This is a genomic window from Paenibacillus sp. BR1-192, assembly GCF_029542445.1.
GTDB classification, from domain to species: Bacteria; Bacillota; Bacilli; order Paenibacillales; family Paenibacillaceae; genus Paenibacillus_AQ; species Paenibacillus_AQ lautus_A.
Window position 1 is genome coordinate 7,033,447 of record NZ_CP120718.1, and the last position, 17,961, is coordinate 7,051,407.

19 protein-coding genes and 1 pseudogene are annotated in these 17,961 nt (G+C 45.0%); 5 read left to right on the forward strand and 15 right to left on the reverse strand.

The window, feature by feature from the left end:
- Positions 1–81: 81 nt before the first annotated feature.
- From P0X86_RS32275 to P0X86_RS32300, 6 genes are all read right to left on the reverse strand, one after another.
- Positions 82–1,191, reverse strand: coding sequence for an SGNH/GDSL hydrolase family protein (locus P0X86_RS32275; protein ID WP_277747391.1), 1,110 nt, complete (start codon positions 1,189–1,191; stop codon positions 82–84).
- 41 nt (positions 1,192–1,232) lie between these two features.
- Positions 1,233–1,997 carry a Cof-type HAD-IIB family hydrolase gene (locus P0X86_RS32280; protein ID WP_192570179.1) on the reverse strand — a complete coding sequence of 255 codons (765 nt, stop codon included), beginning with the start codon at positions 1,995–1,997 and terminating at the stop codon, positions 1,233–1,235.
- Complete coding sequence (locus P0X86_RS32285; protein WP_015738071.1) at positions 1,994–2,830, reverse strand: carbohydrate ABC transporter permease; 837 nt, start codon at positions 2,828–2,830, stop codon at positions 1,994–1,996. The genes P0X86_RS32280 and P0X86_RS32285 overlap by 4 nt, the downstream gene beginning before the upstream one ends.
- A 29-nt stretch (positions 2,831–2,859) precedes the next feature.
- The gene (locus P0X86_RS32290) at positions 2,860–3,810 is read right to left on the reverse strand and encodes a carbohydrate ABC transporter permease (protein ID WP_096777234.1); all 951 of its coding nucleotides are present in this window, start codon (positions 3,808–3,810) and stop codon (positions 2,860–2,862) included.
- Between the two features lie 126 nt (positions 3,811–3,936).
- Positions 3,937–5,412, reverse strand: a complete 1,476-nt coding sequence (locus P0X86_RS32295) for an ABC transporter substrate-binding protein (RefSeq protein ID WP_277747392.1) — start codon at positions 5,410–5,412, stop codon at positions 3,937–3,939.
- A 195-nt stretch (positions 5,413–5,607) separates the two neighbouring features.
- Positions 5,608–6,192 carry a YdcF family protein gene (locus tag P0X86_RS32300; RefSeq protein WP_096777236.1) on the reverse strand — a complete coding sequence of 195 codons (585 nt, stop codon included), beginning with the start codon at positions 6,190–6,192 and terminating at the stop codon, positions 5,608–5,610.
- A gap of 321 nt (positions 6,193–6,513) precedes the next feature.
- On the opposite strand from P0X86_RS32300, the gene P0X86_RS32305 reads away from it, so the two are divergent.
- Positions 6,514–7,698 (forward strand): ROK family transcriptional regulator, encoded by a 1,185-nt coding sequence (locus P0X86_RS32305; protein ID WP_277747393.1) that lies wholly within the window; start codon positions 6,514–6,516, stop codon positions 7,696–7,698.
- A gap of 263 nt (positions 7,699–7,961) precedes the next feature.
- Here the strand turns inward: P0X86_RS32305 and P0X86_RS32310 are convergent, their stop codons facing one another.
- The 5 genes from P0X86_RS32310 to pnuC all read right to left on the reverse strand — a co-directional run bounded on the left by P0X86_RS32310 (position 7,962) and on the right by pnuC (position 11,647).
- On the reverse strand, positions 7,962–8,369 hold the full coding sequence (locus tag P0X86_RS32310; protein WP_192570174.1) for a DUF7668 domain-containing protein: 408 nt from the start codon (positions 8,367–8,369) through the stop codon (positions 7,962–7,964).
- Positions 8,370–8,433: 64 nt separating this feature from the next.
- On the reverse strand, positions 8,434–8,997 hold the full coding sequence (locus P0X86_RS32315; protein ID WP_277747394.1) for a riboflavin biosynthesis intermediates N-glycosidase: 564 nt from the start codon (positions 8,995–8,997) through the stop codon (positions 8,434–8,436).
- Between the two features lie 3 nt (positions 8,998–9,000).
- A complete protein-coding gene (locus P0X86_RS32320) occupies positions 9,001–9,885 on the reverse strand; it encodes an NUDIX hydrolase (protein ID WP_096777240.1) in 885 nt (294 codons plus the stop codon).
- A 77-nt stretch (positions 9,886–9,962) separates the two neighbouring features.
- The gene (locus P0X86_RS32325) at positions 9,963–10,973 is read right to left on the reverse strand and encodes an AAA family ATPase (RefSeq protein ID WP_277747395.1); all 1,011 of its coding nucleotides are present in this window, start codon (positions 10,971–10,973) and stop codon (positions 9,963–9,965) included.
- Positions 10,970–11,647, reverse strand: coding sequence for a nicotinamide riboside transporter PnuC (gene pnuC, locus P0X86_RS32330; RefSeq protein WP_277747396.1), 678 nt, complete (start codon positions 11,645–11,647; stop codon positions 10,970–10,972). The genes P0X86_RS32325 and pnuC overlap by 4 nt, the downstream gene beginning before the upstream one ends.
- 313 nt (positions 11,648–11,960) lie before the next feature.
- On the opposite strand from pnuC, the gene P0X86_RS33235 reads away from it, so the two are divergent.
- Positions 11,961–12,584 (forward strand): hypothetical protein, encoded by a 624-nt coding sequence (locus P0X86_RS33235; RefSeq protein WP_347177526.1) that lies wholly within the window; start codon positions 11,961–11,963, stop codon positions 12,582–12,584.
- Positions 12,581–13,066 (forward strand): hypothetical protein, encoded by a 486-nt coding sequence (locus tag P0X86_RS33240; protein WP_347177527.1) that lies wholly within the window; start codon positions 12,581–12,583, stop codon positions 13,064–13,066. The genes P0X86_RS33235 and P0X86_RS33240 overlap by 4 nt, the downstream gene beginning before the upstream one ends.
- Before the next feature lie 123 nt (positions 13,067–13,189).
- Here the strand turns inward: P0X86_RS33240 and P0X86_RS32340 are convergent, their stop codons facing one another.
- Positions 13,190–13,594, reverse strand: coding sequence for a VOC family protein (locus tag P0X86_RS32340; protein WP_277747397.1), 405 nt, complete (start codon positions 13,592–13,594; stop codon positions 13,190–13,192).
- Between the two features lie 345 nt (positions 13,595–13,939).
- Positions 13,940–14,218, reverse strand: a pseudogene (locus tag P0X86_RS32345) (ATP-binding protein); the annotation flags it as partial.
- 74 nt (positions 14,219–14,292) lie between these two features.
- Here P0X86_RS32345 and P0X86_RS32350 point away from each other — a divergent pair.
- Both P0X86_RS32350 and P0X86_RS32355 read left to right on the forward strand, forming a co-directional pair.
- Positions 14,293–14,418, forward strand: coding sequence for a hypothetical protein (locus P0X86_RS32350; protein WP_277747398.1), 126 nt, complete (start codon positions 14,293–14,295; stop codon positions 14,416–14,418).
- 148 nt (positions 14,419–14,566) lie between these two features.
- A complete protein-coding gene (locus tag P0X86_RS32355; RefSeq protein WP_277747399.1) occupies positions 14,567–14,803 on the forward strand; it encodes a hypothetical protein in 237 nt (78 codons plus the stop codon).
- Here P0X86_RS32355 and P0X86_RS32360 read toward each other — a convergent pair.
- Entirely contained in the window at positions 14,775–17,498 is a 2,724-nt protein-coding gene (locus P0X86_RS32360) for a TrlF family AAA-like ATPase (protein ID WP_277747400.1), read from the reverse strand. The genes P0X86_RS32355 and P0X86_RS32360 overlap by 29 nt on opposite strands.
- Positions 17,499–17,708: 210 nt before the next feature.
- Positions 17,709–17,888, reverse strand: coding sequence for a hypothetical protein (locus tag P0X86_RS32365; protein ID WP_277747401.1), 180 nt, complete (start codon positions 17,886–17,888; stop codon positions 17,709–17,711).
- Positions 17,889–17,961 lie beyond the last annotated feature (73 nt).

Consider the following 17,961-nt stretch of genomic DNA (forward strand, 5'->3'; position numbering starts at 1 on the left):
TTAAAGTGTCTGACTGATAAACAAACAGCCCCTAAACCAAAAAATGCAGTCTGAAGGCTGTTCTATCCTCTATCTTGTTAATCACAGTTGCAACAATGGCTTAATGATTGGTGCAAGCGACTGTGCCATGCGCAAAAACCCGAGGTCCGTTGGATGTGTTCCGTCAACCGTACAATCATTTACAACGAAATCATCGCCCAGCAGCTTAAAGCCGTCAACGAAATGGATATTACGGTCTCCTTCTGCCTGCCTCTGTTCCACATGCTCGATCTGAATCAGCCTGCGGCGATCATGAAGCCCCCTTCTCTCCATATAGAACTGGTCTTCCGCAGTGTAAATCCTAGAGACTACTAATATAGGAACTTCGGGATGCCGCTCTCTCAAAATTTGGATGAAGGCAGGCAGCGTTCGTGCAATGTTACCAGCCTCGCCCGTATTCCCTTCATAATCAAGAATGAATAGCGCCGGATCATCGATTTCCGACATGATATGCGCGAGCTCCGGCTCGCCCTTTCCATTCCCCGAGAAGCCAAGATTGACGAACTCCACCGGAATCATACGGCTGAGAATATTAGAATAAGCCATACCCGGCCGGGAGGCGCATCCCCCTTGCGTAATCGAAGTTCCATATATAATAACGGGTCTACTGCTTGCATAGGCAGGTGCATCGCTTATGACAGCATCCTTATCTACACCGATCCACACCTCTTCTACCCCTTGATAGAGCGGTAAATTTAAGGTGACGGCCACATCTTTTTGGGAATCCCACTGATAAAGCTGTGATTCATATTCACTTTCCGTTGGTTTGAATTTAGCCGTGGTGATAAAGCTCTGCTCTCCCGGCTCCCCAAGATAGCAGTCAACCCCGCACTGCCCTGTAGGCGGCATATGGTACATATTGGCCGGTCCGGCAAGGCGTACCCTTATGACCAGCCTTGAAGAATTCGTGCGAAAGCGAATTTGCCCGCCTGCCGTACAATAAGCAAGCGTATCAACCGCGGGAGGCAAGACCGCCTCGGAAGCCAAGGGCAGGCGTCTGTATATCCCATCCTGTGCAAGCCAAGGGAAGCCCGCGATGTGAAAGGGCGCTTCCAACGGAGAATGCCATCTCAACTCTTCGCCATTAGTTGTCTCCTGGTGTATAGTTCCGCCCAGTTGATCTAAGTTTATCTCTTTCGATTGAACGGTCATCTATTTCTACTCCCTCATTATATTTACTAGCAAAGCTGCGTTTACTCCATTTGGAATACATACTTCCGAATCGCCAGAGCAACGCCGTCCTCGTTGTTGGTAGCCGTGATTACGTCCGCTATGGATTTGATATGCTCCTCACCGTTGGCCATCGCCACACCGAGACCTGCCGCCTTCAGCAGCTTCGCGTCATTATCACTGTCCCCCATAGCAATGACATCGGACATCGAGAAGCCCAGCGTCTGACAAACCTCGCGCACTCCGCTTTCCTTTGTAATGCCTTTAACTGAAATCTCCATATTAGTAAGAGCCGAATGGGTAACCTCGAGCGTGCCCCAACTGAGCAGCTCTTCCTTAATTTCCGCAAGCTTCCGCTGATCATTGCTGCCAATGCCGAATTTCATCCAATCCCGTTCGAACATCTCCGGCGTCCATTCCTTGTCGCCCGTCAAGCTTTCCACGCTGTAGCCCCAGTACCACTCGCCCCGCTTGGCAGCAATGGCGTGCATATCGCGGACCGTGTCCCGAGGGAGGAAGACTCGCTTTTTAAGCCTGCCCGGTCCCTCCCAAACTTCTGCTCCATTGAGCAGCACCATGGGGGAATCGAGCCCAAGCTCATCCCAGAAGCCCTTGGCAGTTTGCAAGCCTCTCCCGGTGGAGAACATGACTTTAACACCCTGATCTACTGCATATTGAAGCCACTTTTTGGTCTCATCCGTAATGTGCTTTTCATCCGTCAGAAGCGTCCCGTCCAGATCCAATGCAATCAGCTTATATTTCGCCTTCACTTGCTCTGCAGTATTCATCCCTTCACCGCCCCCATGGTCGCGCCTTCCATAAGAAGTTTTTGGAATAAGATATAAATAATAATGGACGGTACCATCGCAATGGTTACACCGGCAAACAAAGTCACCCAATCCGCAGTAAACTCCATTTGCTTATTCGCAGAATACATTTGCACCGCAATGGGATATTTCTTGGGATCGCTCAAATAGATGAACGGCGCTAAGAAATTGTTATAGAACCCTAAGAACTTGAATACGCCAACGGTTACAATTCCCGGTGTAGACAAAGGAACGATAACACGCCAAAACTTTTGGAATAATGTAGCGCCATCCATCGTTGCGCTCTCTTCAAGCTCCATCGGCAGAGAGCTCATAAACCCTCCGAGCAGCATAAGATAGAACACGCTTTCACCCAAACTAGACAGAAGAATTAATCCGGTCAAGCTATTGGTCAAACTCAGTTCCCGCATAATGACATACTGGGGTACAAGCGCATTGATGCCCGGCAGGAACAGGGACAACATAATCAAGCCCCAAATCAATTTTCTGCCTTTGAACTGCATTCGAGTAAGCGCATAGGCGTTAATTGTCGTAAAGAAAAGCCCAAGCACCAGACTTCCGCCAACATAATAAAGGGTATTTAAGAGTGATTGCCCAAAACCGTATTGATTCCAAGCCTTCGAATAATTCTGCCATCTTAGTTCCGAAGGCAGCGCCCATATATCTTTAAAAAACTCAGGATTGCTTTTTAACGATTCATAGATAACCCAGACTAAAGGAAATAATATGGTCAGCGACCAAGCATAAAGCAGCACACGCCACACAACGTCCATAAACGTTCGTTTTTCCTTCAAACTTTATCCCTCCGAACTTCATATGGAAACTAATACTCGTAGCCTTTGTTCGGCACAAATTTATCGATTAACAGCTTTGCCGTTACTAATATGACGAACAGGATCATACCGACTGCGGAAGCGTAGCCGTAATTCCGATACTCTACGCCAAAAGCCAAGTTAAACATGTAGAGGCCGATGACATCCGTCGACCCGAATGGGCCCCCGTTTGTCATAATGAGGATGATTTCAAAACCCTTCATCGTGCCCACGACCAGGAACAAAGCGCTGACCCGAATAATTGGCGTAACAAGCGGCATTGTAATTTTAAACAAACGCGTCATATGTCCGGCCCCTTCAAGAATCGCCGCCTCGTACAATGACTTTGGAATCGCCAGCATCGCATTGGCAAAGATAATGACGTACAAGCCGACGCCGCCCCATACCCATGCCGGGATAATCGACGCAAGCGCCGTATTTTCATTGCCCAACCAATAGAAATTACCGGTATCAATGCCAATGAACTTTAGTAGCCCATTCAGCAAACCGTACGATCCGTCATAAATAAAAGCCCAGAGGAGCGCGACTACGACCGTAGATAAAACATTCGGAAAGAAAAACAATATCTTCAAAAACTTATTTTCTTTATACGATTTATTTGTAATTAAATAGGCAAGTATCAAAGAGATGATAATAACAAAGAAGGGCACCGTTATCATTAAAATCAAGTTGTGGGTAAGCGCGCGCCACACGTATTTATCTTGAAATGCGTTGACGAAATTGGACAACCCGACAAACGTTGCATCCGTAAACCCGTCCCAATTAAGCAGCGCATAATAAACGGATAAGATGTTCGGAAACAACGTGAAAAGCAAATATCCGCCAAAGGGAGGCACAATGGCTATGAACAGAAATATCCACTTCTGCGTATTCGCTTTATCAAGACCCAGTTTGCGCAGCACAGAGGGCCTTGGTGTCTTCACAGCGGTTAAATCAGACACGAGAGATCAACTCCTATCTTACTGGACGTGAAAATCCGACTTTTTGAACACGTACTATGTGAAGCCTAAGGGTCGCAGAAGTTAAAACGGAAGAGCGGAGATGAATCCTCCCCGCTCCATCACGTCTTATTTTTTCTTTTCAGCCTCTACAGCTTTCTTCAGCAGCTCTTCGGCTTGCTCCAGAATCGGTTTCGGATCCTGCATACCCATAGCAAATTTAACAATATTCTCATTCAATAATTTTTCCGCTTGAGCAAGATTCGGATCGGAAATACTGATAGACCGGCTTGCTTTATAAGTTTGAGCATTATTATCCGCAATGTACTTCAGAACAGATTGGGCGGAACTGGAAAGGTTAGCCGTTCTGGCAGGGTCTTCCGTCAAATCCTTGCGCATTGGCAAAGCGCCTGCCTTTTCAGCAGCAAATTGTTGATTTTCAAGCGTAACCATCCATGTGATCAATTCTTTGGCCCACTTTTTGTTAAGCTCCGGCTTAGCTGCCCAGATATAGTTGAAGTTTGAAGTTCCGCTTCGAATCCAAAGCGTTTGATTTGTGTTATCTCTGAAAGGAACAGCCATGAAGCCCCAATAGAAATCCTCGGGTGTTGCTTCCTTCATCTCATTCTCGACATGAGTCCCTGTCGATACCATCGCCGCTTGCCCCTGAATAACCTGCATTTGCGATTGCGTATGGTTCAATGCCGGAAGTCCTTCTGCAAAATATCCCAGCTTCCCAAGCTCATAGATGCGCTGCCAGGTTTCAACTGTCTCCGGATTTGTGTATTGCGGCAGACCATAGGTTCTATAATTTTCGATAAATTCATCCACATGGCCATTGATATCAGCCAGCTCAAAATTTTTGGCTGTTCCGAAAGCCCAGTTATGGTAGCTTGGATGAATACCCGGGAACGTTATGGGAGCAATGCCGTCCGCTTTAATGTCTGCTAGAAGTGCTTTAAATTCATCCCATGTGTTCGGGTTTTGGTTCCAGCCATGCTCTTCGAATAGCTTTTTATTAAAAAACAACCCGCCAAAGCTGCTCGCCGTCGTAAATTCATATCTTTTCCCATTGATCAGCTGCGTTGACTCGTACATGCCCGGCATCATAAGATCCTTGACCTTTTTGTCCGGCACGTCTGGAAGAGGGTATTCCCAAATGTCATCCATTGGTTCAAGCTTGCCGGCTTCAGCGAGCCCCACAATACCTCCCGCTGGATCGGTATTAAATAGATCAAACATGTCATTATCATTGCCCGCAGAGATTTTTGTAGAAAGAATCGTCTTCATATCAGCTGAAGCCGTGATGTCTACTTTGACATTTGGATACTTGGCTGTAAACGATTCAACTGCATAATCGAACCACTCCCGGCCATATCCTCCTACAAAGAAGCCTACCTTTAGCGTTACTTCCTCATTCTTCGGCAATCCATTCTCATAAACTTCTACTTCTGCAGATACACCCGGCTTATCCGAACCAGCAGGAGTTGTACTTGGACTAGCCTCATTCTTACCGCTGTTTCCACCGCAACCAGCCAGCATGGCTAATGATAATGCCGCTGCAACACCCGTGCTCATGAATCGTTTCATTTTTCCATTAAACATTATTTCGCTCCCCCGTTAATTAATAAATAAATTGGATTAACTATTTAAGCATAACTATGATTTGTTAATCAGCAATCAAATCAGGGTAAATAATTTGTAAATAAGTACTGGCTTTGGCCTTTTAAGCCTCACCTCCCATATATTCTGGAAACGCTTACATTTTAATTATTAAACGGCCAGTTGTCAACCTTTTTGTCAATCGTTTTGATCATTGATGACCCTCTTAATAATAGGGAGGGTTAATCGAAATGCCCGAATCTCCAAAAATGTTAATTTAAGCTGGAATCCCACGATGCTTCTAAGGCTTCGATTGGCGCAGAATCCGCCCTTTATGCCAAGACGATGCATAATATACTTCGTGCGGCGGACATGAAATAAATTGGTTATGATAACGAAAGATTTTAGCTGGTACTGCTCCATCAATTGCTTACTAAAGATTAAATTTTGAACGGTGTTGTTTGACTTGTCTTCTTCTAACACTCTTTTTGCTGGGACGCCCTTCTCAATCAGGTACTTCTTCATCAGCTCCGCTTCCGAGCGACGTGAACCAACCGCTCCCCCCGATACAATGATATATTTGGGCCCATACTGCTGAAACAGTTTGTAAGCCTCATCCAGTCTTTCTTTAAGCAACGGGTGTATTCGGCCGTCTTTAGATACATAGCCAAGTACAATAAGTGCATCTGCTTTACCAGGTTGTAACATAACTGCATGCAGCCAGCATATGTAAGTCAGCACCGTCATCGCTGCTATTGCAATGATCCATCCAATCCATACCATTAATTACTCCTCTAGGCGTCAAATTATTGTATTTAATCAAATCAGTTTACAAATATAATATCCTTTTTTATCACAAAGTCAATACAATTGGCTGCGTTTTTTTCATTGTTTTTGGATTGAAAGTTTCCGTACTGATTGTATCATGCTGCATAAAACCGCCATCTATCATCGTTTTTAAGAAATTTAAAAATGACGTTCGTTGAATTAAACGAACTTGCAACTTTTATTCGCCTCGTATTAATGCTACACTTGAAGCAAAGTATGTTCCTAATTTGTCAAATGTTTTGAATCTATATTATATAAAACGTTGTTGGAAAGAGGATGCATATCGTGAGTGATTCGGTTAAACAAACCAGCCATATGTTATTAAAATCAATAAATCAGCAGAAGGTTCTTTTTCTCATTTATTCAGAGGGGCCGATCTCTCGCGTAGAGCTTGCGGAAAAGACTGGACTAAGCAGACAAACGGTAACCAACATCGTGAATCGCCTGTTGAAGGAAAAAATAATCGTGACAGGGGAGCTTATGGACTTGGAGGCAGGCAGCGGAAGGAAAAGAGTCGGCCTTCATATCAACAGCGGCCATTTTTATGCCATCGGGCTTGAGCTCGCCGGCAAATACATTCGCGGAAAAGTGTTCAACCTGCGTCAAGAAGCTGTCGCATCCGCAGAACGCACGAGCAACAAATATGGTTCTATAGATGTGCTGATGCAGCTGTTGCATGAAGTTATCGATGAGCTGCTCACCCAGGTGCCCAACGCCTCCAAAGTAAAAGGGATCGGAATCAGTATGCAGGGCCTGGTAGATTCTCAGCATGGCATCGTTCTGCGAACACCCGGCATAGGCGTTCATCGCCTGCCGCTCAAGCAGCTGCTTGAAGACAAATATGACATACCCGTGTATATCGAGAACGATGTCAATCTTCTCTCTGTCAACGAGAATATGAACGGCTGCTTGAAGGATTCCAATAACAATATCACCATCAAGTTTGATTATGGTACAGGCGGCGCGATCGTCCATGATAAACAAATTATTGCAGGATCAAGCTTTGTTGCAGGTGAATTCGGGCATTATAAAGGCTTCTATGGAGAAGATGCCTATCCATGCCATTGCGGCAGATCCGGATGCTTAACGACGCTGGCTTCCAGCAGCGGACTTAGTGTTTCCATCAAATGCACACTAGAGGAGTTCGCAGAAGGCATAAGAACAGGAGATCCTAAGTTCCTTGGTTTATACGAAAAAATTGTCGATGGCATCGCGATCGCCGTTACCAATATCATTACATTTATCAATCCAGACAGCCTGCTTATGACTGGCCGAGTCATTCCTACCATCAGTCCCGAAATGTTCAACGAGATTAAAGCTAGGGTGATGCACCAGTTGCCTGTGACAGTTAATAACGTACAATTAATCCACCTTCAGGACAAACCGGATGAAACCAAGCTTGCTGCCGGGTTAGTTATTAAACGCGCATTTGAAATACCGCTGGATACTTTATCTCTTTAATTGCGCCCCTTCATGAATTCTCTCCCCCTTGGATGGAGTTCTTCCGTTAGATTTTTGCACGGTAGGATACCTTGATTTCTGGACTATAAGTAAAAGCAGGCCCTCTGTAAACTTGCAGATGGCCTGCTTCAATAACCTTTATCCTTATGCCTTTTTCTTCAGATCAGGAACAATCCTGCAAGCGGCAGGATGCATCAGCCAACAAATAGCTGTGCATATTCGTAGCCGTATTTGGTACCTTGTTGTTCTTAAATACGATGTTATTAAAGTACGGTAATCCCACTCTCAAAAATGACTTTCAAATAGTCACCTTCAACGTGAAACTCAACGCTCAAAGTCAAATCATTAGGTTCGCCATCGGTCGTCAATGCATATTCGTAAGCAATTCCGCTTCCATCGTTAAAGTGATAGAAAGATTCTTGTTGATAAACACTGCCATCTTTATAAACAGGCCTAAAGGTGCATGCTACATCAAACCTATCGATCTGTTCCAACTCATTATCTTCCTTAAAACTCTCGATGACCTCTTTTAATAGCTTAACGTCCCAATTCTGCATATCATCAACGTTTCGGGCAATTTCCTCATATCGTCCATCTGCGATGGAGTCAACAATCTCTTTTGCGAACGCCCGAATAACATCTTCCTCTTTGCCTAACACCCGTTTAAGCATACCATGTGCTCCTTTATCTCCAGAATCATATGTATCTTTCGGAGACCGTCCTTTCACTGCTCCATCACGATGTCTTACTCACCTGCAGCAACTCGTCCCGCGCTTCGGTCAGCGCAAACCCCAGCAGGTTTCGCCCCCGCCATTTCACGGGATTCTCCGCATCCGGATTGGACTGGCCCATGCCGATCCCCCATATGCGGTCCCGCGGGCTGGCTTCGACGAGGATGCGGTTCTTCGTCGACTTGAGATAATCGCCGAGCTCCGGATTCTGCGAAAACTTGGCCAAGCTGGCTCTTTTGACGATGCCGTAGCATTCCTTGTCCCAAGCATCCTTGTCAAAGTTACGGACCGCGCGCCCATAAGCCTTCATTTCCTTGGGATGCTTAGCCGTAAGGATCGACTCCAGCATTTCGTTGTCGCCGAACAGCCTTGCCTTCTCGGCCATCATAAACTGCTCGGCACAGGAATACTCCGTCCCCTCTACCGTGAACGGGCACATCCACCACTGGCTGAAGCAGCTTTTGTCGACGCTCCCGTCCTTAGGCGGCGTATGGCCCCAAAAGAATACATACTTGAACGTTTTCCCTTCGTTATAAGCTTTTCTTAGCTCATTGAGATTGTAGATCATCCGTTAGTCCTCCAGTTTTCTCCGATACAACCGGGATGGTCGATGTCCCGCATTTTCGGTGTAATGATCGGTCTCCGCCACGAGATCGGCTACCTTGCGCCGGAAGGCCGCCTTCAATAGCTCTTTATCCATAATGACCTCATAAACCTGCTGCAGTTCCGTCAAGGTAAAAAGCTTTGGCATTAAGTGCAGCGCAATATCGGTATCATTCACTTTTCCCCGCAGCCGCTCGATCGCGCATGCTATAATCTTTGCATGGTCGAAGGCCAACCCGTTATTCGATACGATCTTATACTCCGTGCTAGTCGATGTCGTCTTCACCGTCAACGTTCTGGCCACGACCGCCGAAAGCTCCTCTTCACCGCTTAGCTTGAGTTCATACTCCAGCGTCTTGACGTATCCGTCCTCCATCAACTCTTTCTGCTCCCGCAGCTGCCGATAGGAGACCTTGAACCAAGAGGCGTCGGCCGCATCGTCTCCCGCTCTAAGCTCCAACTTATCACTGTTGATCAGCGCCATGTAGCTGCAGCTCATCACCCAGGTTCGGGGATCTCGCCCGATATCGCTGAACGTATATAGCTGCTCCAAATAAACGTCGTCCACGCCGGTTTCCTCACGCAATTCCCTTGCAGCGGCCTGCTCAGTCGTCTCGCTCGGCTGGACAAAGCCGCCAGGCAGCGCCCATTTCCCCAGGAAGGGGTGACCTCCCCGGCGGATGAGCAGGATGCGGAGCTCTTTTTCCGGTAATTTGCGATAACTGTCAGCCACCCCATTCGTAACCGTGAAGATCACCATATCGGCTGCCACCGAAGGCCGCTCGTAATCTCCTGCCCGGTACTGCTCCAAAAATTCGCGTTCCGTAAGTCCGTTCCGATCCAACAAATCCAATGGGTGCGCCTCCTTGTTTTTTGATTCTAAATGAGCTGTGGTTATGGGTTCATTTTACTCCCTGCCTGCATCCAATTCTAACCGTTCAGCTCCCCGAAATAGTTTCGATAGGGCTCGAACTTCGCCAGCACCTCGTCTACCTTGCGCATGCGTTCCTCCAGGCTTCCTCGCAACGTAATGTAGGGAATGCGCCGCTCCTTCAAATCCGCGATGATCTGCTTATGAAAAACATGCCGCTTCTGATCCCCGCTTCGATCCCACGTATCGTCGTAAGGAATATCGTCGTCGCACAAGAAGAACAGATCGTAGCGCTGCGCATTCTCCAGAGCAATCCGGGTCAATAGCTCCGGGGCCTCGCCGTGGTAATCCATAGCGAACATATACGTCGTAATCGCATTGGTATCAACGAACAGAAATCGGTTCGCCGCAAGCAAAGCCTGCTCTTCGCGCTCAATATGACCCACAGCGATTTCATCGAACGCTTCCAGACCGATTCTGCGGTCCACCTGATGCTCGGTCCAATAATCGCGTCCGTATTCGCTCGCGTAGGCCGTGTTATACCGTCTTGCCAGCGCTTCGGTGATCGTCGACTTCCCCGTCGACATCGCCCCAACAAATACCACCTTCGTGATTAAGTCCCGGTACACGATATCACTTATGAACTCCCTGTACTTATATGGGTCGGAACGGATCATCGTTGCAGAGATCGGAACCCGCTCGCGGGCATCATCGACCCGCCGGTCGACCGAGCCCAAAGCGAGACTCATATGACTGCCATAAAATTCGCTCGAGTAAAAATGCGTGACTTGCTCGCCGTTCAGTAAACCGAGTATATACTGTTCTTCCCGAATCTCATGCGCTCTGTCATCCGAATACCCGTCCGGTCCGTCCCAAGCTTCGATGACCCGGACTGCCGGGTATAGTCGCCGTATCCAATTCGCCCGGATATGAAGCGGGATCGGAGTGACCGTCGTCTCGTAAATGACCACGATTAATTCATCGACCTCTTGCAGCGCCGTTTCGATCATGAACTGATGGCCTTTATGCAGCGGGGCAAACTTCCCCAGCGTTAATCCGAGCGTTTTCATGCCGCCACCTCCTTGGCCCCTTTGTTCCAATTGTAATACCCGTATACCGCATTGACCAAATACGCGCTCCACATGACGATCATCAGCATGCCTTCGCTGCTGCCCTCCAGCAATCGAATCGCCCACAGCAGCACCGTAAACAAATTCAACACAATATAGACCAGCCATTGCTCCTTGAATCTACGGACCATTAATAAGGTGGCTACAACAGACAGCACCGTCGTAGTCGCATCGATGTAAGGCGAGTTCTGTCCGGGGATGAACGAAAGCCCATATCCCAGCAGCAAACAGCCCAATACACAGACGGCCCCAACGAGAAGCAAGCCTCTAAGCTCCATTTGGCGCATGATCAGCTTGCCGTCTTGGCGGTTATTTTTCCACATGTAGAAGCCAATGACGTTCATCGGAACGAAGAATAGCAAATTCAGCATGACCTCTCCAAACAAACCGTTAATGTAGGCAAGATAAGCGTAACCGACGGTATTGTACATGCCGAAAACATAGCTCATCAGGTTGCCCTTCGCCGCAAGCACCACGCATAGCACCCCGGTAATAAAAACGGTAAATCCGAATAAAGAGTCCTTTGAAATCACCGTAAACAAGGCGGCAATCGAGGTAAACAGCGCCAACCACGCTATTTCGAACAGGCTCCAGCCACTCGCAACCTTCTTCACATTGCATCCCCTCCGTCTTCTCCACTGAGTTTACAGAGCGAAAACGCCCAATCAAACTTAGTATCATTTTGTTAATAACAATTTGTTACTATCAAAAATAACAGAAAATCCATCGTAGGGCAAGTGAAATCTCCCCATTTATCGCAGGCTTGATTTTTACCTTCTGTAGCCCGGTCAACAGATAACGAAAAACATGGGAGAGGACGAACACCACTTGTTACAACACGGAATATACAAATATATAGGCACTTATCCCAATCATGCTTATTCTGTACACTTTGCGAATCGGAATAGGCACAAAGGAGTGTGTAGGTTGGTACTAAAATCATCTCACTATTTTGCCCACGGCAACACTGCGCGCGGGGCTCATTTCTTGTATACATCCGCATTTGATGGGTTGAACAAGATCTTTGTCCTTACGGGGCCCCAAGGCACGGGGAAATCGACGGTCATGCAAAGCTTGGCGGATAGCCTGCTGGATAAAGGCAACCATGTGCAATGCTTCCACTCCCCTCTCCGTCCCGACGAACTGGATGGCATCATTTGTACGGAATTGAAGGTTGGTATTGTCGACGGGCGAGTCTGCAAGGGGATTTCGGATAGCGGGGCCGGTGACATCGTCTTTATCGATTTCGAGGAAGCGTTTGATGACAGCCTTGTTTTACCGGGAGACTTCATCACGATAGAAGATCTTAGAGTCAAGCTTGAGAGTGCCTACTCCAATGCGTATGAAACGTTCGCAGCAGCATTGCGGATTCATGACGAGTGGGAAAAATTTTATATCGATAACATGGATTTCACGAAGGCTGACCAGATTGCGCTGGAATTGATTCAAGAATTATACGCCGGTCATGAAAGCGATACGTCAACCACTTCGCGTCACGTATTTTTCGGAGCTGCGACTCCGAGGGGGCTTATGATTTTATTCAAAGCTTGACCGCTCAGCTGGAAAGACGGATTTTCATCAAAGGAAGGGCGGGATCCGGCAAATCGACGCTGCTGAAAAAGCTTGCCTCCGCTGCCGAACAGAAAGGAATCGACGTTCAAGTGTTTCATTGCGGCTTTGATCCGAATAGTTTGGATATGTTGATATTCCCGAAGCTTCAAACAGCCATCTTCGACAGTACCGCTCCGCATGAATACTTTCCAGATCGGGACGGGGATGAGATCCTTGATATGTATATACGGACTATAGCTCCTGGAACAGATGAAGCCCATGCTGCCGAAATAGCCGGTATCAAAGCACGCTATTCGGAAAAAATGAAAGAGGCCACCTCCCATCTGGCCGAAGCCGAAGCCATCGATTCTCAAATTAAGGCCTACTATGTTGCGGCCACCGATTTTTCGATTGTAGAGAAACTCCACCTGCAATTACTGTCCGAATTGAATGAACTGATCGGCTCCATTCAGCCTTCATAATAAGATACCACCCAAAAGCGTTCGATTTCAGACGGGGCTCAGCAGTCTAAAACAAGCTGAGCCCCGTTTGAGATTGAATCTGCTTCCATTTATCCTATTCCCTTCTCCATGCCTTACTGCCCGTCAATGTCTACCTTTGAACCGTTTAATCGCTTCCTCGGTCACCGGCTCGAAGAGGTTAAGAAGGTTGCCATCGGGATCGCGGAACAGCATAGAACGGTTCCCCCACGGCATCGTGGTCGGTTCCTTTACCCAATTATCGACAAATGGCTTCAAGCGCACATATTCGGCTTCGACATCGTCGACCCGGAACTCGATAATGACCGTGCGATTATTGGCGCCCACTACGGAATCGGCACCGAATAGCTGCGTCGTCTGGGAGTGGCCGATGGCAAGGGTGCATGATGGCAAGGCGAGTTCTGCAAATACGGGCGCGGGTCGCTCCGCCGAAACCCCCATGACTTTCTCATAGAACTCAACAAGACGATCCACGTCGTCCGTAATGATGCGTACAGAAGCGAAATTCACAAGATATCATCCTTCCTAATCATAGGTTTGGCTGTGTCCCACAGCCGTTGTAAAACATACTTTTTACTTATCTATCTCCTTTACATTTACATGTCCAATATAAAAAAACGCTACTGACAACGTTATGTCAGTAGCGTTTTAGAATTCTTTGGGCATCCTCACGAATTCGACTAAAACTGATCGGAGGTAGAAATTATCCTTCCTTTAAGGAAGCACGAAGGCCAACAAACGAACTGTTTTGTTCATTGACTGCTCCCTTGAAACGTAATACTGTCCAACAGAAACCTACCGCTATTTATGGTACGATTCACCGTATCACTCTAAACGGTGAATATGTCATATCTTTCATTCGCACTTCATCTCCAAGTTTCCGTCGCGGAGCTCAGCGGTCAATCGCCCGTTCATCTTCAACATGAGGCTAGCGGCAATGGATAAACCCAATCCTGTTCTTCTTCCTGATCTTGACCGATCCGCGGTGTAGAAGCGATCAAACAGCGCGTCTATGTCCTTCTCGTTCAGATTGTTCGCTTCATTTTTGACGATAAGTACAATGTTCTTATCGTCTTTTTTCAAACTTATGGCTGTCATTCCAGTCGCATGCTGGATCACATTGCCGATAAGATTTTCGAATACGCGCTAAGATACGAGAAGCAGCTCGTGAACAGGCAATCACAGCAGCGATTCTGGAGTTTGCCCCGGTGGAGCAGCATGATGCTGTGATCGAGCTTATGGAAAAGGTAACACGGGAATATTACGAATCCATCGGCCTTGGCGAAGCCTATGCGCAGCAGTTAGCACGGGAGGCAATGGAAGATAATGCATGACGAAAAGGAGAACGCCTGTAGATGGACGTTCTCCCTTATGTTGGGCATGATGAAGCTTGTGGTTTTCAATATCAAAGTAGTCTTTTTATGAATATAACTTTATTGAATATAATAACCTGTTAATAATCACCTATCGTAGGAGGCCGATATGTTCATTCAAATGTCTATTGATGAAATTAAATCTCTTGAGCAAAAGCAAGTGGCGATTCACATCTCTTTATGGGATAGTCTTGAGAAAGCAGAGAAATTCTATTCGCCCCTTAATGGTTTATATACTGCTTACAAAGAGGAAAACAAAAATCTTATATCTGCTTTTTCAACACCAGTTAAAATCTATAGATTATATACCCCTGTTGTTACTTCTCCATTGCCCTTGAAATCCTAAAGTAACGCCTATCTAATGCGTCTTTTCCACCCTCCATGATGTTACAAACAGCTTCACGAACGTCGCTTTTTTGTAGTGCTCCGCTCACCTGATTATAAATCTGTCCATTTTCAAAGTTCATTTGAATTATATTTTCAGCTGCTCCATTAACAGGAATATTGGGATTATGTGTTACAACGATGACTTGTTGCTTTGTTTTAAATCTTCTTAATTCAGTAACCACTAGATCAGTGATTCTTTTTGTATCCAAATCTTCTTCTGGTTGATCAATAATAATTGGAGAGTCGTCTAGTAATAACATCAAGGAAAGCATTGCTGCTGTTCTTTGACCAGCAGAACCAGTTTCAATATCTTCTTCCTTACGATTGGTAACTAACTTCAAACTGATTTTATCTTCAGGGTACCAGATAAATAGTCTATCCATATCTTCTGGTGTATTAAACTTCAGAGATGTAAGGTGTTTTACAAATGGCTTATTAAAGTTTTGAGTTTCCTCTTCACTTGCCTTTAATATCCTAACTATTAATTCTTCCCTAGATCTCCATACAGATGTAGAACTTGTGATGTTCAACAAAAATCCCTTCATTGGATTTCCTTCATCATCTCGTTCAAGTATGTCTCTTGAAAATTCTGTCCCAGGTTTTCTTATTAAGCTGCGAAAGCTCGTTTCCGCATTATCTATATCACCCATTATTGAAAGATGCATCTTAACATTGGAATTTGAACCTTGCCAACGACTAATTACATTATTTCTTTGTGTTCTTAATTCGATTTCGTGTGCATGAATTTCGTCTAAATATTGTTTAACTATTTCATCCTGTTGTTTCAATTGCTCCTCAAGGGTTGCAATATCTTTAAGTTTCTGCTGAAGAAAATGTGATTTTGAAGATAACTCCCCATAAGCGTTAGGGTTTTTTTCTCCCTGTTCTTCTAGTTTACGAACAAACTCAAAATATTTCTGTTCATTTTCCATCCTTGTTTGTTGCCATGGGATATCATCTACAACTTCCTTTGTTTTTTCAATCAGTTGGTTAGTTCTAGAAACCAAATCAACCATTGCATTCTTAATCACTTCGTATTCCATCGATTGTACTCTCAGCATGTCTATAGAAGCTTGATCTAGTAAAGAAAAACACTCTTCATCAAAGAGATTGGAGGGAATATCCTTAACAATATCTTTAAGTTTTACACTAAATGTATCGATTTTTGTTACTGACTTAACGATTGTATTATTAGTTGCTTGCGTTTTTTGGTATTCTTCAAGCAAAGTTTTATGTCCTGACTCCTCAAAAACCTTCATTTTTGCCAAGGTATCTTCAAACTCCGCTTTTATATTCCCCTTTTCACTGATTTTCGATTTCAGATCCCTCTGCTTAGCTCGAGACTGCATCCATTTTTTTGTTAATTCTTCTCGTATCTCTATCCATCTATTTTTGTCAAATTGTTCATCAATAATTTTCAATATATGGTTGGGATCTTCAGTTAGAGAATAAAGATGCTTCTGACTAAATATTCTTACAGGAAAACGAGATTCTACATTACTACTCTCTTCTTTCCTTTCCCATACTCCGTTTTCATTTAGTTGTTCCTCGATAATCTTATTGTTTTCCCACTTTAGCACAATCTCCCTTCCATCCTTTTGCATCTGAACACGAATGACTGTTGAATCGGTAAGCATCCCTGTTTTACCACGCTCTTTGGGAACCTTATTGAATTCATTAAATTGTTCATCAATTTTCTCAGGTAGACCATTTACCTTACTAAAGGGAAGCCTCATATATTCAATAATACTGGATTTTCCTGATCCTCTTCCTCCAATAATTGTATTTAACCAAGGACTAAAATTAACGTTTAATTTTTTTCCTCTCCCTGCTTTCGCCCCATTAGTTATCTCTATTGATTGAATATAAAATCTTTCCCTGACTTCATTTGGATTTGTTGCTAAAACATTATTTCTAATGATACCGTCTTCACCATCATGCAATGCTAAACGTAGCGCCTCTAAGTCAGGGCTTTCCATTTTCACCCATGTATAAGAAGATCCTGCCGAATCAGGATGGTGACTATCAGAGCCAGCAACCTCAGCAAACATCAGTTTAGAATCAATATATATTTGTGGTTTACTATAATTTTCATCACACACCTGTATAGCAAGCAGCCCATTCGTATTTAAGCAAGTTCTTAGTGAATTCCCTTGCTCTTCAACAAATAACCCCCTTACTGTATCTACATGAGCTGGTATAGGTAAACCTTTCATTTGAAGAATTATCTCAACAACTTCATTGAAAGACTTTCTAGTACATTGATCGGAGTCCCCCGGTTGACCGAAATATTCACATCTAGCAAGTAAATTGCTTATATATTCAGAAGTTTCACTTGGATCAAAAATAGCCAAAAGATGTATATTTCCATGAACGGTAATCTCGACGCCCGGAAATATAGTTATTTCTCTGAAACCTTCCAATTGTTCTTCTCGCATAATAACTAATTCATTTTTTAATACATCGATCCAATGTCCAGAATTATGATCTGTCACGGCAACACAATCAATTTCTTTTCCCATATAATCCAAGAGCCATTCACGTGGAGTCCTTTGTTGAAGTACAGTATAATTTGTTCCTTTTCCATAATCTATGGATTTAGGAGTGTGAGTATGAAAATCAAATTTCCACCATTTTGCGCCGTGATAGATCAATTTGAGCACCCTTCCGTTTAATATGTATAGGTCTAATAGACTGAATGTTTAACTTCTTTTTGCTTCATTCCCTTCCATTATCATATCATATTATGGAAAATGGTGGGTACAAATAACTAAAAAGCCTCTAGACCTAATGAGGTCTCGAGGTATGTTCTCCAGGTTTATATGTCCTTGACACCCCCGTTTTTTTCGCCGTCATTTATAGCACTATTCCCCCGATTCATCTAATCGCCCTATACACCTGCTCCAGCAGAGCACATGCATCAGTTGGTTCAGATTGGCCATGCTGCCAAAGGAGAGCTCCTTGTCAGCGTTGGACAGGACGGTGGCGATTTCCAAATAGATTATGATGAGAATTACTCTGGACGGCAGGAAGCGCATTGACATCGTCGGGTTCACCTTTAACGAAGATAACGAAAAGCATGTTTAGCGTAGCCCCTTCCGTGACCTAACAATGGAA